Raw genomic sequence first — 20,990 nt, forward strand, 5'->3', positions numbered from 1 at the left:
TGCGGTAACATGTTCCTCTTCTTCTAACGTCGCCAATAAGAGCAGCCAACGTTTCGTCTTATCTGCCATGACTAAATGATCAAATAAAATGTGCATATTTTTTCTGTCCTTTCTATAAAGAAAAAGAAAAGAGCCGCAGCCCTTTTCTTTCTTGTGACTAATTGTCGGGAACTACACTTAGTTCCCAGGTGAGTGTTGTTTCATAGGTGCTTGCTCTTGGATTCGCGGTTGGAGGGACTTCAAGTGCCACGCTTTCGCTTGCACTTTCACCGTCACCAAACCGATAGATCCAGGTACCTGCGCCTTGGCCATCGAGCGCGGTCAGAAGTTTAGTCTTTTCTCCTGGAATTAAGGTAACACCGTCTTGATTATACAACATCGGTTCATCACTTCCGTGAATAGACTCCAATTGTTGGTTAGTGAAAGACAAACGAGCCCCTCTTAGTTCATTTTCCTGTAGATCCGTAAATTGACTGTTTTGCGTAACTGCTAATTGCCAGCCGTGACGTTCCTCTTCTGGCCGTCGATCACTGATCTGGATATAGTTTGGTCGCTCTTCAGCCTCATTGACGGTTCCATCCGGATTTAACAAGCGTTGCGGTTGCGCATAATACCGCTTCGTTCGCGTAGAGATTGCTTGTTGGCCAAATGTGAATCGAGAAGCAAAATCTATGCTTAACAAGCCTTGGTCTTCTTCGAGCTCAGGTTTATTCTCTGGATCGACTTCAATTTCTGGATTCATCGGATCTACCGGTGAAACAGGACCAAGATTCCCAACCGTTAAAATCGTCGCTGGTTCAAATGTCACATCATGAAACAGTAACTCGGTTGCCGGATTGATATTACCTCGATCATTATTTGTTTCAGGTGGAGCAACGACCTCTGCGGCCTTTGCGGATCCTGCATTATCCCGTAAAAAGATTTGAATTTCATCGTCTTCTTGTAATGAGAGTTCACTTAAATCAAGTGTGAATCTGCCCTCATCGTTGATAGTGGCATCTGATGTATCAAAGGGTTGCCCATTATACGTTGCGGTTACTTCAGCTTCTTTATTTTCTGAAATCCCTTGGATGGTTTTACTATTTTCACCAATGATAGAAGATGAGAATTTCGCAGGTGCCGGAGGGACGATTGGAAAGACTTCCACAGTATCTGTTAAGATCTGGTGGTCAAAACCTTCGGTCAGTTCGCCACTGGTTAATTCTACGTGACTGATTCGAACTTTTGATCCTGCTTCAAGGGGTTCAGGTAAGGTGATTTCAAAAAGTCCGCCACGTGGGTCTTCTCCGTAGATACTGATCCCTGGTGATTCGTCTGAATGACCGACGGTCTTAGTCGTATAGTCTTGCGTGTGTCCTGATGGAGATTCTACTTCGACTGTCACGATCGCTTCATCGTCCCACGCTGGACGACTATCATCTAGTCCTACAGGAAGACTCACGCGCCCATAGATTTTCTTATCAGCATTGGTTGGTACTCTCAGCTCATCTGCGATAGCCCAGCGCCCATTATTACTACTTAATCGACTGTATGCAGTTAAACCTGTGTTTCCAAACACGTCCGTATTTAGTTGTGTGGGGTCACTTGTCTCTCTTAACGTATTAAAATTTGTTCCAGTAAACGAATAATCAATACTTCGGAAGTTTAAATTTGGGTCTCCATTCAAATCAGCACCTTTTCGCCAAACAGATAAATCACTATTTATTGCGTTTAATGTCGATCCACTACTAGCATTAAATATATTCCCACCACCAACGCGAGTATTTCTAAAGTCCATAAATAACGGATTATCAAAATCAACAGTTAAATTTCCAGCATTGAAAATTCCTGCCGCATCTGTAGCTGTTCGTCCTTGAGCAATGAAAGTGGCGCCGTCTCGTGCTTCAATTTGCCCCGCCTGACTTTCCATATCGATCGCTGCACCGTTGTCCGCAATAATTTGAACTTTAGAACCAACACCATCAACTACAAAAGAATTACCCCCGGTCCTAGGATAATGTACCCCTTGATTGGCCAAACCAGAGGACGTATCTTGATCTATAGGTGTACCATTCCCAGGATTATAGATGAAAAATTGCCCTCCGTTCCTAACTAAAATATGATTATTACCACCATACATACGAATACCTGGTGTTCTTCCTCCAGATTTACTTATGTTCATTTTTGCATTGTCTATTGTAAACTGATAGCCTCCTGCACGTATAAAACGTAAGACAGCGACAGCTCCATTCTGCGATTCATTGGTACTTCCTGCGGTTAAATTTAATTCGGACTGCTTTAACAGGTTAAATTGGCCATTTGAGCTAAGCAAACCTAACGCAGAGGCACGATTTGCATGGACGTTCATTTTTGCGCCTTCCGTCAATCTAACTTCAGCATTAGGATTTGCAGCTCCTGAAGTAGTACTAGCGCTAGCAGCACCTAGATAAACCGCTGCATTGGTTTCACCGGCACTGACATTACTAATTACTTCCATCTTTGATTCAGACCCACTCATTTGTAATAATGCACGTGCGCCATGTATTGTTATACTGTTCGCATTATCTGATGTTGCATTTACTTGAGCACCATTTTCTATAGCAAGAACTGAATCTGCTCCAGCTAACCAAATATTCCTACCAGAACCAGATGCATCAAAAACAGCATCAGAGTGATCAAGGAAGACTGTGCTATTGTCTCCGACCATATGAATATTGTGTCCGGCGTCTCCGTTCGCCTCCCACTGGCTCTTTGATATGGCTAGTTTATTGGTAGTTCCTATTGCAGCATAACCTACACCACTACCCTCCAGCTTCAAACTTACATCACTAGAATCAACAAGTGTAGTTGAATTATTCCCCGTCAACACGATGCCACGCCGATTACCAGAAGTAATATCAATGGAAATGCTCGCTCCATCTGTTATATTTAATTCTGGTTCATTTCCTCTGAGATGGACGGCATTGTTGCTTGTGGCAGACCCTGCACCAGGTCCACTGGTAGCGGTTATTGCTAATTTTGAACCATCTTCTAAGTCTATCTTAGGTCTTGCATTATTATTCCCAACTTGAATATTTTCTAGTGTTCCTGTTCCACCTCCAGAAATGTTGAAAATACTATTCTTTTTTAAAGAAAGTAACGCATCCGTTCCTTCCAAAATCATACCTTGAGAAGCACCTGTATCTGTCATTTCAATACTACTATCATTTAGTAATACTTGTGGCGTTGTTCCTTCTAAATAAACTCCACGGCCGGTTGTAGCTGACATTGACAGTTGGGTCTGTTCCAATGATAATTGAGGGTTGCCGCCGTTCAAATGCAATCGTTGTCCGGTGGTACTTATTAAACTCCCTATAGACCCCACATAGTTGACTTTAGGCGATACACCTGTCAAGGCAAGTGTGGTCCCTGTTTCAGAACGAATATCAGTATGACTATTCATTACAGAAAATATTGGCTCATCCCCTGATAGATTTATGGCTGACTGTGTGGCTGAGGTCACAGATAATTTCGAATCATTCACAATTAACTGGGGATTATTTCCGGATAGATGTAACCCTCTTTTGGCTGCAGTACTTGTCGTAGTCAAGTTACTTTTATCAAGAACGGTGATTTTCGGTCCTGTTCCAGTCATAGCAATCGTATTATTTCTTATATTAGTAGGAGTAGCAGTCGTTCCTACTGTATTGATCGTTAAATCCCCACCAGATTGGAGTGCAATCTCCGCATTTTCTCCTCTAAAATCAATCGTATTTGCCACACCTGAAGTCGTAGTAATTGCTAAATTTGCACCGTTTTCGATTGTTAGTTTAGGTTCGGAAATCGTCGCTGCTGCTAGAAAGATCGTGGCATTTCCACGACTGATCGTTACTTTTGCTTGATTGATTGCTTTGACTTCTTTTGCTTCAATGAAAGTTTGCGTAGAGCTTGTGCGTGTAAAGTTATTCGTGCCACCTGTAAATTGAACCGTACCTTTTGGAATTGATGCTAGTCGCATCGTATTGGCATTGACTTCAGCTACATCTTCTATTTCTAGTGTCCAATTGTGGCTAACCTCTGTTGTTGCATTGACTAAAGGTGTAGCGCCGGTTTTTGTAACTGTTACGTCCTCTATCCGAAAGCTCGTTGGTTCACTCACTTCTGCTAATTGAAAATAAAAACTATTGTTACCAAAAGTCAGCGTATGTCCGTTTCCTTGTATCTTGATTGGTCGGTCGATCGTCATGATATTGGCTGTATTTTCAGTTAAATTTGCTTGAACAGAGATAATGCTGACTTCAGGATTTGCGACAGCTTCTCTGAATGCAGCCATTGTTGAGACTTCTTCTGTATTTCCATCAAAGACCGCCTGTTTGAATGTTTCGTTCTCAGAAGGAGTAGCTTCCTCTTTCGATTCTTCGGTTGCTACAGGCGCTTCTTTTTCTTCTGATTGTTCAGTCGTATTTGGATATTGCTCATGTTCTTCATTTGATTCATCAGATGAATCCTGATTCATTTCTGATTGATCTTCAGTCTCCGGTTCTTCCTTTTCCGATATTTCAAGTGTCGCAGTTACGTCTTCGACGGACACATCATAATTACCTTCAGCTTTAAATACCACTGGAAGCACAAACGTTTGTTGCGCACGCTCCGCTTGAATCACCCATTCATCTGATTCTTCTTCTTGGTTGACGGCAACTCCAGCTTGTAACTGGTCTTTTACCAGCTTTGCTTCCTTCGGGAGGGTAATTCTTGCCTCTGTCACCTCTTGATCTGAAACAAATGTCACCTTCAATGGCTCTTCAACCGTTCCTTGAAGGCGAGAGCGAGGAAAGGAAAAGCGAGGATTGCCTTCCTTTTTCACTTCTGGATAGTTTTTTATGGATGGAAGTTCCAATTGTTCTTCTTCCTGTACTTGCCCCTCTTCCTTTTTATCCGTGGTTTCCGCATAGACGATGCCTACTGGCAGGAGGAATGCATGCAGAACAAGAATCATCGTCCCTAAAATGAGCATTCCCTTTTTCATTAGCTTTCTCATGGAATCCTCCTCTCTATACTTCTTTTTCGCTTTCACGTGCTCTTTTCTTTTGCCACATCAGGTAAAGCACAAGTCCAAACATTAAAATAAGCAAAATAATCACACCGATCATCCACCAATTGACACCAGAATCAATCATTACGTCTTCTCGATTTAACTTGCGGGCTTCATCGGCTTCAATCGTAAATTCACGCGTCCATGACCATTCATTCTCTCCCGATGTAGCTGTTAATTCAAGGACATAGTTCCCACTTCGAAAACGGTCGCCTTCTAAAGAAATCGGGAAGTTGAAATTAGAATTTGGGGCCATCTGCATCATTTCTTTCTCAGCCTTATAGAGCACCTCGTTCTCCCCTGCTCGTTTCACGGTCGCTTCCACCGCCAATTGATTGACAAAAGTGGGCGTAAAGTTTTGTAACGTGGCACTGATCACATTGCGATAGTTCAATTGATCCGCGAACACATCTAATAGTTCCAACTCCGGTTGCACCGAGTCTCGAGTATTACTAACGACCACACCAACCACATGGGCAAATTCATTCTTGATAGCTACGCCTTCTCCTCCTGGGGCATCGCTATCTTCCTCTTCTTTTACTTCGGTGATCCTTAAACCGCCCGCTAAATACCCTTCAAAGGCGTCTTTAGGCATTTGCAGAGGAATTTCTATAACCTTTGTTTCATTTCCAGCTAAAGCAATGACCTCCGAAGGAGTCATCAGCTCATCCAAGGAGTGGATTAAGGATGGATCCGCTTCTTCAACATCTTTGCCATACTCGACATTCCCCAAAGTATTAGTATAAGCCGTATGCGGTGTCACCTGAACGTTGATTGGTTCTGAACTGGAATTTCCGACTTCTAGTCGCAAAGTCTCTTTTTGTCCAGGAGGGAGTAATAACTCATAGTATCCTTTACTTTCATCCACTTGGCTCTCTGGAAAAAGAGGGGTAACGTACGTATTTAAACTCGCTTCTTCGGCCTGGACCGCCCGTGGCAAGAAAAAGAAGAGCGCTATAAGCAACCATAGACTTTTTTGTATCGTTTGTTTGTGTATCATTTGTCATAATCCTTTCTAAAAAAAGCAGCGTCACAGAAATCTGTAACGCTGCCAGTGACTAATGGGACATGGAAATAGGAATGGTTTACTTCTTAAACCGCATCAGGTTCCTCATTATCTGGTGTTAGTTCTAATTCCCATGTCAATGTAGAGGTATACGTTACTGCATCTTTGGCAGTTGAGCCAGGAACAAACAATTGGATCGCCTTATTTTCGACGACATCTACCCCATCTTCTACTTGTTTTGCGAGCGCATCATGATCTCCCCAAACAACGGAAGAAGTTCCGCCACCCTTTTGGTTAGCAGCTGTCATGACCGGCACGGCCTCTTCACTTGGAATCAACTCTAAACCACTTGTGTGAATCGTCGGTTCCTGATTTGCATCATTCACACTGTAACGAAGGGAAGGATCGAATAACGTGATTTTGGCGCCTTTTAACACACTATTTAGGGTATCTGTTTTTGCTTGAAATTCACTTAAACTCACGCTCAGTTCCCATCCTTCATTGGTACCACGGGTGTCTTGGACTTGCGCCATACTGACATAAGGAATCATATTTTCCTCGCCTGTTGTCCCGGCTTTCTGTTGCATTTCCGCAATCATGTTGTAATGTTCATCAGCAGTTGAGATCACTTTCGTTCCAAAGTTCATTGTTGGAACTGTTGCAATCGTTAGTGGTCCTGTACCAGGAATTGGTGGGATCGTCACCTCTGGACCTTCAGGATCAGGTTCTACTACTGTGTCTTCAATATTTGGAGTGAAGGTGACCTGACCGGTCGTTGTTGTTTTACGTACTTCTTTTGACTCTTGGTTTTCCTCTTCAGCGAAAGCCTGTACTCCTCCTGCGAAAATTGTTGTTGATAATGCGGCTACAGTTGCTAAACGAATAAATTTCATACTTAAATTCCTGCTTTCTTTTAATTAATTTTTTTGTGTTGCTTTTCTTTTTTTATTCCCTACGACTAATAAAACACCTGCCACTAACAAACTTCCAATCCATAGTCCGAGTGAACTACCGGTCGTATTGGTTTTCGGCAAAGTTCCTCCCGGCTTTTGTGGACTGGTGCTGGGAGGTGGATCTGGTGGTCCGATCGGTTCATAAGTTCCTGTAAATCCAATGGATCCTTCTGACTCGACGGATTGGACCTGTGTACCATACACCTGTAGCGGAAATTGTATCGCTATTATTAGGGACATTAGACCAATCATAAGACCAATAGTTTTTCGCATCTTCCCTCCTCCTTTAACATCTATCTCAAAAACGATCGTTTTTGGGTGTACAGCAAAATAGACATCTGAACTTGTCAGATGTCTAAAGTAATGTTGTTAAATTGGCGTTACGATGACTTAGCATACATAAGTATTCGTTATTCTAAAAAACGATGGTTTCTAATACGTTTTAGTGAATAAACAAGGCTTAACCTTCAGCCTTCCTTATACTCATTATCTTATAACAATTTATATAAGATTGAAAATCACAATTTTCACCTCGTTATGCATATCTAGAAAACAACAAAAAAAACAAATGAGATCATGGATTCATCAGAATGAATGGGAGAAAATAATTAGTGCTCAAAAAAAATAAAAGGTAAGGATAAAAAAACTTAAATATTTTTGATCCTTACCTTTTATTTTTCTTGCTCAACTTCGATGTCATTTTCTAATTTAGGTGTTTAAAAGCGAAATAGAAAGTCCAACAGGGTATACTCTGGTGGACTCTAGGTAAATATCTTACTAAACCTAATTAAGTGAGCAACTGAAAGAATTATCAAATAAGCAAGTTAAAAAGGATCAAAAACTTAAAAGCTTCTGATCCCTTTTATTAATTGTATTTCTTGTTTGTAACTTTTAGTAACTTATTCAGGATTTTAGAATTAACAATAGGGATTCAATTAAAATCGTTATACATTGTCCCCACAACCAATAACTATTTATCAGCATTTTTAAAGACACCGACAAAAATTAATAATTTTATGATCCAATAGTAAAAATTAACTCTATCTAATTTAAATAAATAAATCACTAGTAACCATATCTAATATTAGATATAGACATTAGTTCTTTTAATTTTTTAGATTGATTTTCATTTAACGATACACCGTCTTTTTTTATTGCATTAGATATCTCTATATTCATACGACTTAAAACTAACGGAACTGAAGTTCCTTCATTTTTCAACTTTTTAAGATAGGAGCCTAATACTTTTCGAAGAGATTCATTTCCAAGATCTATCTCTAAATCATCTAATAATTCAGTAATAATCACTTCTGCTTTTTTACGTCGATCGTCTCCACCAGAAAACCACTTTAAATTACTCATTTATTCATCCTCCTTGATTCCTTTTTACGAATCCCTTTCGTCTAAATCAATGATTATGTCACACTTGTCTATTAATTTATCATTATGAGATATAATAATGATTGACTTGTTAGGGTACTTTAATATTTTTTCAAAAATCAGCATTTCAGTTTTAGAATCTAGAGCACTCGTAGCTTCATCTAATAATAAAATTTTACTTCCTGATAATAAAACTCTTGCTAAAGCAATTCTTTGCTTTTGACCACCTGATAAATTCGCACCATTTTCCTCTAGATACGTATCAAGTCCTAGAGGAAGCGCAGTAATATAACTCCATAAACAAGTATCTTTCAGTACTTTTTCGAGTTCTTGTTCATCAGGAATACTTTCTAAACCTAAAAATAAATTGTCTTTAATAGTTCCACTCATAATAAAAGATTCTTGAGGCACATAGGTAATCAACTTACGTAAATCTTTTCTATTAATATTTTCAATATTTTGCTCATTTATACAAATTCTTCCATTATCTGGAGAGTAAAATCCAGCTAGAAGTTGTGCTAAAGTTGATTTCCCAGCACCACTATCACCTTTTATTCCTATATTATTACTCACGGGTAGAGAAAAACTCATATTATCTAACACATTAGGATATTTAGTAGAATAACTAAAATATACATTTTCAAATGTAATCGTTGCTTTTTCAGTTAATTTAGCCAAATGAATAAACTTGTCTTTATTTTCATTATTTATAGAAAATACATCGTTAAGCCGATTATTTGCAACTTGTGCTTTTTGGAATTTTTCTTGTAGATTTATTATATTTTGTAGAGGTGTAGAAAAAAATATAGATAATGAATTGAAAGTTATTAGTTCTCCTATTGTAATTTCTCCATTGATAACATAATACGAACCAAACCATAATACAAAAGCCGAGGTTAAAAGAGAAACCAAAATTTTTAAATTTTGAATTATAGAATCATACATATTTCTCTTTAGTGATACATCAAAAAATTCATTTAAACTTCTATATATTTGATTTACAATCTTATTCTCACTACAAAGTGCTTTTATAGTATATATTCCGTTTAATCCTTCAATAAAATTAGAATCAACTATTGAATTTGTTTGCATCTCTTCTCCGTTTAATCGACTCATTTTTTTATTTGATCCTAATATAATTAGTATATAAAATGGAATAGAACTTAACGTTATTAAAAATAATTGTTTATTAATATTGATCAATATAATCCCCACAACAATGACTGAACTTAAATCTAAAAAAATAGATATAGTAAAGCTAGCTAAAGCTTCTATAATTTTATTAGCATCAGAAAATCTAGAGACAATATCTCCAGTTTTTCTTTTAGAAAAAAAGGAAGCTGGTAAAATGAAAATATGATCTAAATATTTAAATAAAATGCTTCTACCTACATCTTGTCCTAGCTTTTCTAAATTATATCTTCTTGTAATTTCAAATATACTTGTTATAAAAATGCCTATGATATAGCTAATTGATATCATAAATAGATTTAAAAAGTCTTTTTCAGGAAGTAACCAATCTATTAAAATTCTAAAATAGTAACTTGATAGTATTCCTATAATTGTTATTATTAATGAAGATAATATCACCAATAAAATTTTTTTATATTGATCTTTTAATAAACTTATTGAAGAAAAAAAACTTTTTTTTGTATTATTTATGGGTTGGAAATCAGGCGTCTTTTCAGCAACTAAAATAACACCAGTCCAATTGTTGTTGAACTTTTCTATTGATTCTTTGTATTTTCCAATCGCAGGGTCAGCTATTAACAATTTCTCTTTTTTCACACCATATACAATACAATAATGAAGAAATTGATTATTCGTTACTATATTAGCAATTACGGGATAATTGAACTCATTCTCTTTCCATACATCACTATTAGCTTTATAGGCTTCACAATTTATTCCTAATTTAGCAAATCCGTTAACTATACCTAATGCACAGGTACCTTCAGAATCGGTTTCAGTTAAGTCTCTTAAAACTTCCACTGAAATCCATGAATGAAAATTATTTAAAATCATCTGCATACAGGCTATACCACAATCAACTTCATTATACTGTTTTATTAATTTTTGTCTCAAAGAATCACCTATAAATAAGAATACTCATCCATAGAATTTTTGAATGAGTATTCTAAAAATATAATATACTAAAATAAAAGGCTCAAATTAACTTTTCCAACCAGCTGCTCCACCAGTAGCTAAATTCGCAGCAGAATTATTTCCAATAATGCCAATAGCTTTTCCCCAATCAACACTGCACCCTTTTTTATTACATGAGACTCCATTACCGTAGTATTTTCCACCTACTACTTGTGACATTTCTTTTGCTGTTAATTTCTTCAAAACTTAAACCTTCTCTCATTTTTTGAACAATAAATAATTGTCCTTATTTAAAAGATAGCATATTATTTATATTTTTTTACTTAAAATTACGTTATTTTAACTTACAATTTTGTCATCTAAAAACATATTTTATTTTATTATAAATATGGATTTCATAAACGTAGCTTTTGATGTCATAAAAGTTATTTTTAATGTCATAATCGTAAATATACTTACTTTGATTCATTTGCCTAAATCTAAAAAAATATTTTAAACAAGTGAATAGTTGTCTATCCTATAGTCTTACAAGCAAGAAAAAGTATTCGTGTATGCTTAATCCCACATTCTTATCGGTTTGCTAGTAACCATATACGAGTACTGGCTAAATACTCGCAACAAGAAGTAAAACAAACACGGCGAGATTAGCCAAAAAGAAAAGCCTTAGAGTATCCTACTACTCTAGGGCTTCAGTGTTCACTTGTTCTTCTTCTGCAAAACAATCATTTCATGATTTGTTGTTTTATTAAAATGGTCACCTCATTTATCTTTTTCCTTTGTATGTTTAATTTTTTTAGAAATCTCCATCTTCTTTATATCGATCAATTATTAGCACTTCATCTATAACATCTTCTTTCATCTGTTTAGCAATCAAGCTAGGACGAATTTTTTCTAACCAATTTTGATCAGGTACATAGTCAAGGAAATTGCCGATTGTCGTTAGAACTATTTCATCACTAGATAATTCAACTAATCGTATAAACTTGAACTGTGGGATTGCTGCTACATAATTGATAATATTTTCATCGGTGTGTTCAAAAGACCCCTTATACTTTAAGCTATTATTATCGTAAATATCGATTAATTTCATAATGTCATCTCCAATTAACTTTTTATTTGTAATTTAAGTTGCCATATATATTCGCTTTTCGGAATATATGTGCTGATTTACCTTAAAGAATAAAATGAATTGAATCATTGTTCTACTAATCTCACTAACGACGTTACTCATACTCTCCTCTTAGTCTTTTTGCACAAGGAGCGCAAACATAACCTACGCCCCAAGCCCCCCTTGGTAAATAATCAAGTAGTCGGTGGCATTCTTCACAGTCGCCGTAAAAATTCGCTTCACTCGAAAAATCGATCGATTGTTCTAAGCGTGCCAGGTTGATTTCAATCGTTCTGAATCGTTTCATGCCTCGCCCATCTTCACGATACACTTCGCAATCGACTAATACTGGCGACTCGATATGATTGATACCAATCATATCCCCTTGCCTAATTTCTTCTTCTTGAAAGACAAAAGAATTTTTGCATTTATACTTCTTTCCTTCATTTATCTTCATCTTTTGATTGATACGAAAGGGTTATGAAACCCTTTCGTATGTCTCCTTTCCTGATTCTTTCGTTTAGAGTTTACCGAAGTGACCAATTGTTTCTAGTAAAACAAGGGCATGTGCTAAATCATAAACATTATTCATAGAATGTCTGCGGTATCGAATCGAACTAAAACGGTCTTTCATCATTAATGAAATTGATTGATCTTTGAAAAAGGCAACGGCTCTCACGCTCTCTGTTTCAAATATTTGTTCGCCATTGTATGTGTCTAGCTGTTCTAAGCGCCGATAAATGGTTTCTGCTTGCTCGTATTTCTCTTCAATCGCTTGTTCTAAGACTTCCTCTTCATATTCACAAAAAACATACGTATTACAGCCCTCTAAAATCTCACCTTGCACTTTTTCGTCATATCGAATGCTCCCCCACTGTTTTTGGATTTCGTAACGAATCGCTTCCGTTTCTAGCGTTAAATCGTGCAATTTTACTCTGATAGAAGTGCTTCCGTAGCCCACCATTTCAACCCGAATACGTACTTTTTTCGTATTAATTCCTTGCTCTCTCAAACTTCTTTTGATATTATTTGCAGTTATTTCCATGCGAATCTCTCCTTATTTGTCGTTTTTTGTTCCCCAAAGTTCATTTCAGCAAGCGATTTGTGGGAGGCGAAAAGAATTTGATTTTTAAGAATGTCAATGGTCCTTTATTTATTCTTTTCCTCTTAGCTTTGTTTGCTCTTGGATCATTTCGAGCTGAGCTGATAGCGGTTTGGCGTGCTTGTTCCATACACCTGTAGCAGGCAGAAAAAAAGGGAGTGCTGTAGGGAAAAGTTTTAAGTGAGCTTCTTAAAAGTTTTTCCGCCCCTTTTTTTCTGAATGCGGAAGGTGTATAAGCACTCTCGCCAATCCGATAGCAGCGGCTTCAGATCGACATGAGACAAAACAACAGCGAGAAGGTGAAATAAAGGCCCATCGCCCTGACATTTTTAAAAATCTAAAAAAGATTCCGCATGCGGAATCTTACTTCTTGCGGAAATCATTGCTTGCAATGAGGTTCCGCTTCTCTTTTCTTTTGAACTTTCGCTTTCTTCTTTTGAATTTCGAGCAAACATAAACGCCTTCTTCCGTAGCGACGACAGACAGAGCGAAGGAAGATACTTGGAAAATGACAAAGAAAAAACCAGTTCATCAGCCTGACGTGAGAAAGGTTTTGAACTTGTTTTGTCTTTTGAATTTCTGAAGCAAACACATGGCTTCTTCCGTAGCGGCGGTGGCGGTTGGAGCGAAGGAAGAAATACATCTAGTTGACAAACAAAAAACCAGCATGAATGCCTTAGAGTTAAGGATTCACACTGGTTTTTATGGTATAATAGTAGGTGACAGTAAAGTTTAATGACGGTGGCTATCCAATCGAAAGTGAGGTGGTGCGTATGATCGTACTTCCGAAATCTTATGAAAGGAGACGCCTTTTGCCTGTTGAAACAGCGCTAGCCTTAATGATTAGTTTCGGTTCTTTAATCGCAACAATCATTTTTGGCATTCTAGCGATAGTAAACAACGACAAAAAGAAATAGCCGTCACTTTAGCCGGAGACTAGCTATTTCTTTTTGAACTATTTAGATTAACGGCCGCCGTTCTTTAATCGGTGCTGTCATTGAGGAGTTGTTAGCGCAACTCCTCTTTACATACTGATTATACCATGATACTGCTGAAAAAACTACATAAATGCCAAAACCGGAAAGCTTGCTTTCCTTTTTTTGTTGCCCCGTAAACGGTGGTGGCGGTCGGAGTGTCGGGGCAACAAAAAAACTTATCCTTTAAATTAGTTCAACGCTCATTTATAAAATCATTTTCTTCTAACATTTTTTTCAATACTCCATTGAACTCTTTACTCGATACAATATGAAGACGATCAAAAGCAGAAGCATCGATTGATTTCAGCTCTTCGTCTTGTTTCTTGAGCATAAAATATTCTTTAAACATATCTAAGGAGTTATAAATAATATTGCTTGGTGTGACATAAATCAATTGCGCATTTCTTTTTTGTGTAAGCAACCGAAGATACTTTGGAAAAATGGCTTTCGTATATCGATTCTGTGATTTAAGTGTTAGCTCAATTTCAAAATGCCAGTTACTAACTTCTGCCATCTGGTTTTCGAATCGTAAAACATAATCTGAAACATGAAACAGTGTTCCTTTTTTTGCTTTAGACATATCCTTCTTCTCATACATCTGCCTACGTTCCGATTGAGCCAGTATAAACGTTGACTTTTTCTTTGCCAAGTCCATGGATTCAATGAGATAGTTAGTAACTTCAATATGGTGGTTCAAATTGTATTCAGGTACTTTTGGAAAACTATAAATTCCACCTATCGAGTTATGACCCTTTTTTGTCAGAAAAAAGTAACGTATATTTTGGTCTTCTTGAATAGTTATATAATCAATCATGTCCAATTTTTTCAGTGTAGCTAATCTTCTATATAATGAAGCCAAGCTATACGGAAATTCTTGATTCATCATCCTGACTATTTGTTTAGCTGTCATGATTCTTAGTTCATGTAATACGTTCAATATTAGCCACTCGGCATTCTCTTTTTTAACCTCGACATGTTTACTATAAAGTAGTTCTCGAATTCTTATCATCCTTTCCTTCAGATTAGACTCCGTCAATTGTTATCTCTCTCTTTTGGGCTTATGTTCTGTGACTCTTTGCTTCTACATATTCATCAGATCGTCATTATTTTTTAGTGTTTAGTGGGCGCCTTGCCGCATTTGTCACAGGTTTATTTTTTCGGTTCCTGACCATTTACGTTAATAAGTGGGATTTTTCCCACGTTGAACGTAAATGGTCAGGAATTTTGCTTTAGCAAAAAGAAAGAATAAACCTTGGTGTGACAACGTTTTGCGGCAAGGCGCCCACGGACTCCAATTCTCGGTGGATTCTCGCCGGTTTCTCGGTGGATTCACGGTGGATTCTCAAAAAACATTGCTGAAAATCAACGGTTCGCCGCATTTACAACGTAGACACGACTCGCTTGTTCTCGAATACTTTTCGATTTTCGATAGACAATGAACTCCCCTTGACGAACGTCTCGTAACTCATCTGGATGGACAATGAAGTTACGAACATTACGAACCGTTCCTCTAGAAGATATCCAATCTGTCTTCTCTAAATCACTATAACCATATTCTTGTTCCACCATCGACGTCTTTTCAATATCATTATAGGTTCCGATCAATGACGTCCACGTATCGATTTCTTCTCCCGAATTGACTTGCCCAATGAAGTAGGTATTACAGTTTCCTACAAGCTGGCGTGTAAGGATTGGATCGATTCGATCAATATCCGCTAACATCTGTGGACTGAAAATCGTGTGTAATCCAGCGCCTCTTCCTTTGTTCACTCCATCTAAAAAGGAGTCGTTCAAATAAACAGAAGGTTCATCACAGATCAATAAAAAGGGTTGAAAATTACTATAGATATAGTTTTCAGAAGCTAAATAATTCACTTCTGTAACGAAAAATTACGCGAGTGTTTTAATGTAATCTTTATATACCAGACCGTTTAAAGTCAGGAACATGACCTCATTATTTTTACTGTCTTTCAACAAATCCAACTCTTCTACCCCTTTTTCTGACGTGTCAAATAAGTGTCCTAGTTCACTATCAATCAACATGTTGACGTTCGTCTGTAGTGCTTCTGACGTTGCGTAAAGATAAAAGGGATTGTCTTTATGTTCATAGCGCATGAACAACTTTTTAAACATTTCTTTTTGTTTTTCAGGAAGAAGATACCGAAATCGACGGATAAGATAATACAATTCTTCTAACGGTAAGTGTTCCGGATTGATTTCAATTAACGTTTCTCCTACTGGTTCGATACTTGTTTCTGCATCAACATCTAATTCTTCCAACCGATTTTTCTTCCGTTGATCCTCGTCACTCTCACTGTCATCGTTCTCTTTTTTCTTCGTTGCTTTCTTCTTTTTTTTCTCTTCTTTGATGGCCAATTGCGCGTTTAAAAATTGCATCAAAACATTTCTTGGTAAGAAATGTTCCGATAATTGGTGGAGTGTTCGATCGATTTCAAACAAGTCTAAGAACTGAACCGTTGCTTGAATCAATGACTTAGCAGCCCCTGAATAAAAGACACTCTCCGTTTCCGCAAGCGTGATCAGTCGATCACGAACCATGACACTGTTACCATGTTTGATCGGATTATAGCGAACATTATTCGTATCACTAAAGACTTTGACCTGCTTGTCATACTTCTTTGCGATCGTTTGGATTGACTCTAACGTGTCTTTTGCGCCTTTCCCATCAATGTAAAGTACCGGAATATTATGCGCAATCGCATAGTCTACAAAGATCATATTCAAGGTTGTTTTCCCGCTTCCTGTCGTTCCGCTGAAGGTCGCATGTTGGTTGAGTTCAGAAAAATCCATTGCATTAGAAAAAGCTAGAACCTATCAAAAAGAAGTCGAGTTTATCGCGAACATGCGGAATTATGAAGGAAATAAAATACAAACAACCGCAGATATTGTTTTATATAGCCTAAATAATCTAATAACTACCGGAATACCTGGGAAAGTCGCTTACTTTATTGACTAAAAACGCTCATATCACGATTAAAATTAACAATTCTAGCAAGTAATTTGTAAATTTTTTACTGATAAAGACACATCAGCTACGCTGAGACACACCTAGACAATTCCCATAGTCACGACTGATTTTAACCTTCGTTGAGCCAATCATGCAAAGGGACTTTCGGTAATTTTTCGCTTGATTCAGCTTGTTGTTTTGCAGCAATCGGATTTTCCATAAACCAGTTCTTAACGTAAACAAAGATTAGATTTTGAATATTTTCAACTTTTTCTGTTTTCTGTTTTTGATAGGCTTTTAAAAGAGTTTGATATAATTCTTGCTCGGCATTAAGCCCATAAATATCTAGATCCTCAAAAATAATTTTAGTCTGAGTATCTTTTTCTGCTTTTGCTTTTGCGTTATGGATTGTCTGAACGGTCTTTTGAGCTTCACTGTAACTAGACGAGAATGTTTTAATCAAACTTAGTACTCGGTCAGGGACAAAGGTTGCAATGCTATTGTCTTTCATGATCGTTTCAAAATTATTAAGCAATAATTGATCTTGTAGGTGGTCTTTCTCTGTGTCTATAATGTGTCTATTAGTGTCTAAAGAATTAGAAGAATATAATAGATTACCTCCTTTTTTCCCACTTTCGAAAGAATGTTGATTTAAAGCCGTTTCTTTCGAAGGTGGGTTTTTCCCACTTCCATGAGAATCGCTATCTATCGGTGTTTTATCCGAAAGTGGGTTTTTCCCACTTTCGGGAACATCTTCTTTGATATTTCTTTTTATAAATACATCTTCTGCAGAAACCTCCAATTTTCCCAGATAAAGCCTATTCGGTGAATTGTGCCAGGTTCCATTTGGAAGCTTTCTTGGGGGAGTCTTCTGTTCAAATAATAGGTTTTTATCTTTCAACTCTTTTTTAATTTTAGAAATCTTATTTTCTTTGCAACCTAAAATGTCCATTAGTTCCGCTCGAGTAAAAATAAAAAATATTCTGTTTTGCTCATCAATCCAGTTATTTTCTATAGACGCTTCACATCTATCCTGTAACATTGCATAAGCTATTTTTGAATCATTACTCATCTCTTTATAAAGGGGAGAAGTAAATAGGACTTTTGGTAGTTGATAATATAGCGCACGATATGTTTCTTGAGCAGTGATAAAATTGAATTCTTGCATTTAAATCTCCTCGGTTCTATATATATTTCTTTCTTTTCGTTTTAATCATATTAACTATACTTGGATAATCTATTAATTGTAAACGGTATAAACTAAAAAAGATTTTAGGGGAAAAAGAGAAAAAGAGAAATTACCCCTTGTACATAGTTGCTTTATAATAATAATAATTAGGAGAAAAGTCTCTTAGGAGAAAAAGAGAAAAAGAGACTTTTCTCTTTTATGAATCGCAATAAAATAGCTGTTTAGATAAAAGAGAAAAAGAGAAAAAGAGACTTTTCTCTTTATTAATTGTTAAGCTTCTCTAAAAAGAGAAAAAGAGAAAAAGAGAAATTACCCTTTTTTATTTTTTTTCCTTAACCATAATTATGAATTTAAAAATTTCTCCTAAATACATTTTACTATAGATTTAAATCTTTAACCATGATAAAATGATTTTAGGAGAAAAAATACATTTTGCAGGAGGCTAAGTATGAAAAGAAAAGGAACTACACTAATTAATGCCAATCAAAAAGGCGGGGTTGGTAAAACTACATCCACAACAGAAGAAGCATTAGTTGCAACACTTCCAAATCCTCAATTTAATAGAAAAGTGCTTATAATTGATTGGGATATTCAAGCAAATGCAACAAGTTTAATTGGGAAGACCTTTAATAAAAATTTTCCAGCAACCATTTATCAAGCTATTAAAGATTATTCGAATGGGGATAGAGAAGCTTTAACTAAAGCAACAGTTAAGCTTACAGACAATCTTTATATGATTGCTGGTGGGCGTGATATGGCTGATTTTGGCGATTTATTAGAAGATCTTTATCCAAAAGAAAATGATCCAATGTATAAGAAAAAAAGAACATTTCATTTTTCCAATATATTAGAAACGATTAAATATGATTATGATTACATTTGGATAGACGTTGGTCCTAGTACTGATATCAAAGTAGACAATGCCATGGTATGTGCGGATTATTTTGTTATTACTCAGGAAACTAAGACTTATTCTTTCGAAGGTTCACTAGATATTATCAATGAATATTTACAAACGTTAATTGACGATTTCGGTAATGATTTTAAAGGTGAAGTATTAGGTTTGCTGCCATTTTTACTTCAACCTAAAAGAGAATTACATGAGTCAATTATCAAAAATACAAAAGAAGCATTTGGTGAGAATTTCACATTTAATGCAATAGTTAATAATCAAAAACGTTTAGAAGAATATCCAGAATACGGTGTTTCAGTTGTCGATTATCATGATAGGAAGGTATTTGCACTTTTTGCTGATATATTTACCGAAATTGAAGAGAGAATTCAATTATTCGAACAATATGGAGATATACCTGAAGACTATGTTTATTCTCCAAAATATTTGAACGGAAACAAGTTAACTAAGCTATCAAGAGAATTAGATTTAACACAATTTGAACTAGCGTAAGGAGGAAAAGAAATGGCACTCACTAAACGTGAAAAAAAAGAACGTCCTAAAGTAGAAAGGATTGTAGAAACTTCCAGAGTTATCAATGAAGATAATGCAGGATCTACTGAGCAAAACAAAAAAGAGTGGACTGCTAAAGATAGAAGAACAATTAAGATAGATCCTGATATAAAAAGTTTAATCGAAATATTTAGTGATTTTGACGGTACTAAAGAATATGAAACAGTAAGGCAAATGGCAGAATTTTATCTAAAAAATAATTATGATGAACGTGCTCAAAGAATTATTACAAATATTCAAAAAGAAAAATTTATTAATTAAAAAGAGAAAAAGAGAAAAATCTCTTTTTCTCTTTTTTCATTTTGTTGATTAACATAGATTTTTATTTAGTTTTAAATAGATATATGGTTAAAAAAGGAGAAAAGTCTCCTTTTCTCCTTTTTGGACAGAAATAATATTTTTCACTTCAGTATTAGTCTATGTGTTTCTTCTTTTTCTTTTTTTGGTTGAAATTAAATTGATCGTATTCATTTTCTAATATCAATAATTTTTCATAGACATCAGACATGTTTAAGCTTGCCGCAAGCCCTAAATCATAAATGAAACCTACAGGTAGTGATTCAACTCGTCGATTCCGTGTGATCCAGCTTGCGACAGTACCTTGACTATAGCCATAAGACTCACAAAATTGATCGACAGTAACTCCTAGATACTTGATAATAAATACGTTGATTGGGTGGGAATAAACAAAGGTATTTCGAGACATGGTGGGTAAGCCTACCTCTCCTAATATTATTGCGAACGCAATAATATTCTAACTTTTATAACCTGCTATTGTCTACTTATTTTATTCACTAGGACTAATCCCTCATGTCGGCATCAAAAAATAGGCTTAATCCCTTCTTGCTTTTCTATTCTTTCTTCATCCATACTAATGATTCGTCTTCTACTAAATATTCGCTAAATTCTTGTTCACTAATGACCATGAACGTGCCTGGAAAGAGCTTTAGAAGGACTTGTCCGTACTCTATCGCAATCATGCCACGCGCTGTTTCAAAAGCGACTTTCCCATTTTTCGAGAATTTCTTTGTTTTTTTAATCGCCGTATTCCCGCAAAAAGTTCTCAAACAGCCGTATTGTCCTTTAGTATATTTCAAATACTCAAAGGGTTTTTCATTAAAACAATTCCCTGTCGCTTTTATTCTCGTTTGCTGTTTCTCTGCTACTAACCAACTTTTCTTAGTCGAATGCTCTTGCAAGCGTGCTTCTACTGAAATAATCGAGCCATCTTCCTGTTCTAAATAAATGGAAGAATAATAATCCTTTGAGATCGGAACAGCCTTACTTAATTCTGAAATCTGTCTTCCTAATAAACGACAACCAGTTTCCTGGGCGAACGTATAAATCAAATATTCTGAACCATCTTTGAACAAGAGAGAATAGACTTGATACACTTTTTTTGGCTTCGCCTTTTCCTTTTTGGGGACTGCAGCCAACTGTTGAATCACTGGTTGTTTGACTTCGTGTGTTTTTTCATACTCCATTAATTGTTTTACCATAGGCTGTAGCTTATCTTGGGTCTCTCGATACTGCTCACAGTATAGACAATAACGATCCTTACCAATCGGATGAAACAAATCCGGATCGGACTTATGTTTCTTTTTGATTTCTTGCAATTTCTCCTCATAAAAATATTTCAGTGTCAGCATTTGTTTATACTCTGATCGATTCAATTCTTTTACTCCT

Annotated in this window: 20 protein-coding genes; 4 read left to right on the forward strand and 16 right to left on the reverse strand. The window is 36.3% G+C overall.

The features are described 5' to 3' along the window. Window positions 1-157: 157 nt before the first annotated feature. From IGK77_RS15905 to IGK77_RS15950, 10 genes are all read right to left on the reverse strand, one after another. Window positions 158-4,996: a WxL domain-containing protein gene (locus IGK77_RS15905; protein ID WP_438713397.1), complete on the reverse strand. Its 4,839-nt coding sequence runs from the start codon at window positions 4,994-4,996 to the stop codon at window positions 158-160. A 13-nt stretch (window positions 4,997-5,009) separates the two neighbouring features. Continuing rightward, on the reverse strand, window positions 5,010-6,050 hold the full coding sequence (locus tag IGK77_RS15910) for a DUF916 and DUF3324 domain-containing protein (RefSeq protein WP_194180145.1): 1,041 nt from the start codon (window positions 6,048-6,050) through the stop codon (window positions 5,010-5,012). Between the two features lie 92 nt (window positions 6,051-6,142). Then, window positions 6,143-6,949 carry a WxL domain-containing protein gene (locus tag IGK77_RS15915; RefSeq protein ID WP_438713398.1) on the reverse strand — a complete coding sequence of 269 codons (807 nt, stop codon included), beginning with the start codon at window positions 6,947-6,949 and terminating at the stop codon, window positions 6,143-6,145. 24 nt (window positions 6,950-6,973) lie between these two features. Continuing rightward, on the reverse strand, window positions 6,974-7,282 hold the full coding sequence (locus IGK77_RS15920) for an LPXTG cell wall anchor domain-containing protein (protein WP_438713399.1): 309 nt from the start codon (window positions 7,280-7,282) through the stop codon (window positions 6,974-6,976). A gap of 792 nt (window positions 7,283-8,074) precedes the next feature. After that, window positions 8,075-8,371 carry a bacteriocin immunity protein gene (locus IGK77_RS15925; RefSeq protein WP_023524142.1) on the reverse strand — a complete coding sequence of 99 codons (297 nt, stop codon included), beginning with the start codon at window positions 8,369-8,371 and terminating at the stop codon, window positions 8,075-8,077. A 24-nt stretch (window positions 8,372-8,395) separates the two neighbouring features. After that, a complete protein-coding gene (locus IGK77_RS15930) occupies window positions 8,396-10,474 on the reverse strand; it encodes a peptidase domain-containing ABC transporter (RefSeq protein WP_074801990.1) in 2,079 nt (692 codons plus the stop codon). An 87-nt stretch (window positions 10,475-10,561) separates the two neighbouring features. Continuing rightward, window positions 10,562-10,714, reverse strand: a complete 153-nt coding sequence (locus IGK77_RS15935; protein WP_039729568.1) for a leucocin A/sakacin P family class II bacteriocin — start codon at window positions 10,712-10,714, stop codon at window positions 10,562-10,564. A 574-nt stretch (window positions 10,715-11,288) separates the two neighbouring features. Continuing rightward, window positions 11,289-11,585 carry a hypothetical protein gene (locus IGK77_RS15940; RefSeq protein ID WP_074801993.1) on the reverse strand — a complete coding sequence of 99 codons (297 nt, stop codon included), beginning with the start codon at window positions 11,583-11,585 and terminating at the stop codon, window positions 11,289-11,291. Window positions 11,586-11,718: 133 nt separating this feature from the next. After that, window positions 11,719-12,060: a hypothetical protein gene (locus IGK77_RS15945; protein ID WP_074801996.1), complete on the reverse strand. Its 342-nt coding sequence runs from the start codon at window positions 12,058-12,060 to the stop codon at window positions 11,719-11,721. Between the two features lie 63 nt (window positions 12,061-12,123). Then, window positions 12,124-12,648, reverse strand: coding sequence for a hypothetical protein (locus tag IGK77_RS15950; protein WP_074801999.1), 525 nt, complete (start codon window positions 12,646-12,648; stop codon window positions 12,124-12,126). Between the two features lie 830 nt (window positions 12,649-13,478). On the opposite strand from IGK77_RS15950, the gene IGK77_RS15955 reads away from it, so the two are divergent. Next, window positions 13,479-13,622: a putative holin-like toxin gene (locus IGK77_RS15955; protein WP_066026087.1), complete on the forward strand. Its 144-nt coding sequence runs from the start codon at window positions 13,479-13,481 to the stop codon at window positions 13,620-13,622. A gap of 253 nt (window positions 13,623-13,875) precedes the next feature. Here the strand turns inward: IGK77_RS15955 and IGK77_RS15960 are convergent, their stop codons facing one another. The 3 genes from IGK77_RS15960 to IGK77_RS15970 form a co-directional block, all read right to left on the reverse strand. Continuing rightward, complete coding sequence (locus IGK77_RS15960; protein ID WP_409173952.1) at window positions 13,876-14,592, reverse strand: hypothetical protein; 717 nt, start codon at window positions 14,590-14,592, stop codon at window positions 13,876-13,878. A 452-nt stretch (window positions 14,593-15,044) separates the two neighbouring features. Further along, entirely contained in the window at window positions 15,045-15,557 is a 513-nt protein-coding gene (locus IGK77_RS15965; protein ID WP_074802004.1) for a TraM recognition domain-containing protein, read from the reverse strand. A gap of 15 nt (window positions 15,558-15,572) precedes the next feature. Further along, window positions 15,573-16,427, reverse strand: a complete 855-nt coding sequence (locus tag IGK77_RS15970) for a hypothetical protein (protein ID WP_438713400.1) — start codon at window positions 16,425-16,427, stop codon at window positions 15,573-15,575. A gap of 46 nt (window positions 16,428-16,473) precedes the next feature. Here IGK77_RS15970 and IGK77_RS15975 point away from each other — a divergent pair, with 46 nt between their 5' ends. Next, window positions 16,474-16,659 (forward strand): hypothetical protein, encoded by a 186-nt coding sequence (locus tag IGK77_RS15975; protein WP_438713401.1) that lies wholly within the window; start codon window positions 16,474-16,476, stop codon window positions 16,657-16,659. A 121-nt stretch (window positions 16,660-16,780) separates the two neighbouring features. Here IGK77_RS15975 and IGK77_RS15980 read toward each other — a convergent pair whose 3' ends face one another. Then, on the reverse strand, window positions 16,781-17,818 hold the full coding sequence (locus IGK77_RS15980; RefSeq protein WP_074802009.1) for a replication initiator protein A: 1,038 nt from the start codon (window positions 17,816-17,818) through the stop codon (window positions 16,781-16,783). Window positions 17,819-18,287: 469 nt separating this feature from the next. Between IGK77_RS15980 and IGK77_RS15985 the strand changes: the two genes are divergently transcribed. After that, window positions 18,288-19,244, forward strand: a complete 957-nt coding sequence (locus tag IGK77_RS15985; RefSeq protein WP_074802011.1) for a ParA family protein — start codon at window positions 18,288-18,290, stop codon at window positions 19,242-19,244. A gap of 12 nt (window positions 19,245-19,256) precedes the next feature. Continuing rightward, window positions 19,257-19,565, forward strand: coding sequence for a hypothetical protein (locus IGK77_RS15990; RefSeq protein ID WP_034690382.1), 309 nt, complete (start codon window positions 19,257-19,259; stop codon window positions 19,563-19,565). Window positions 19,566-19,716: 151 nt separating this feature from the next. Here the strand turns inward: IGK77_RS15990 and IGK77_RS15995 are convergent, their stop codons facing one another. Continuing rightward, window positions 19,717-20,010, reverse strand: coding sequence for a type III secretion system protein PrgN (locus tag IGK77_RS15995; RefSeq protein ID WP_074802014.1), 294 nt, complete (start codon window positions 20,008-20,010; stop codon window positions 19,717-19,719). Window positions 20,011-20,155: 145 nt separating this feature from the next. Next, window positions 20,156-20,977 carry a hypothetical protein gene (locus IGK77_RS16000; protein WP_074802017.1) on the reverse strand — a complete coding sequence of 274 codons (822 nt, stop codon included), beginning with the start codon at window positions 20,975-20,977 and terminating at the stop codon, window positions 20,156-20,158. Window positions 20,978-20,990 lie beyond the last annotated feature (13 nt).

The organism is Enterococcus sp. DIV0806c (genome assembly GCF_051710905.1).
GTDB classification, from domain to species: domain Bacteria; phylum Bacillota; class Bacilli; order Lactobacillales; family Enterococcaceae; genus Enterococcus_B; species Enterococcus_B mundtii.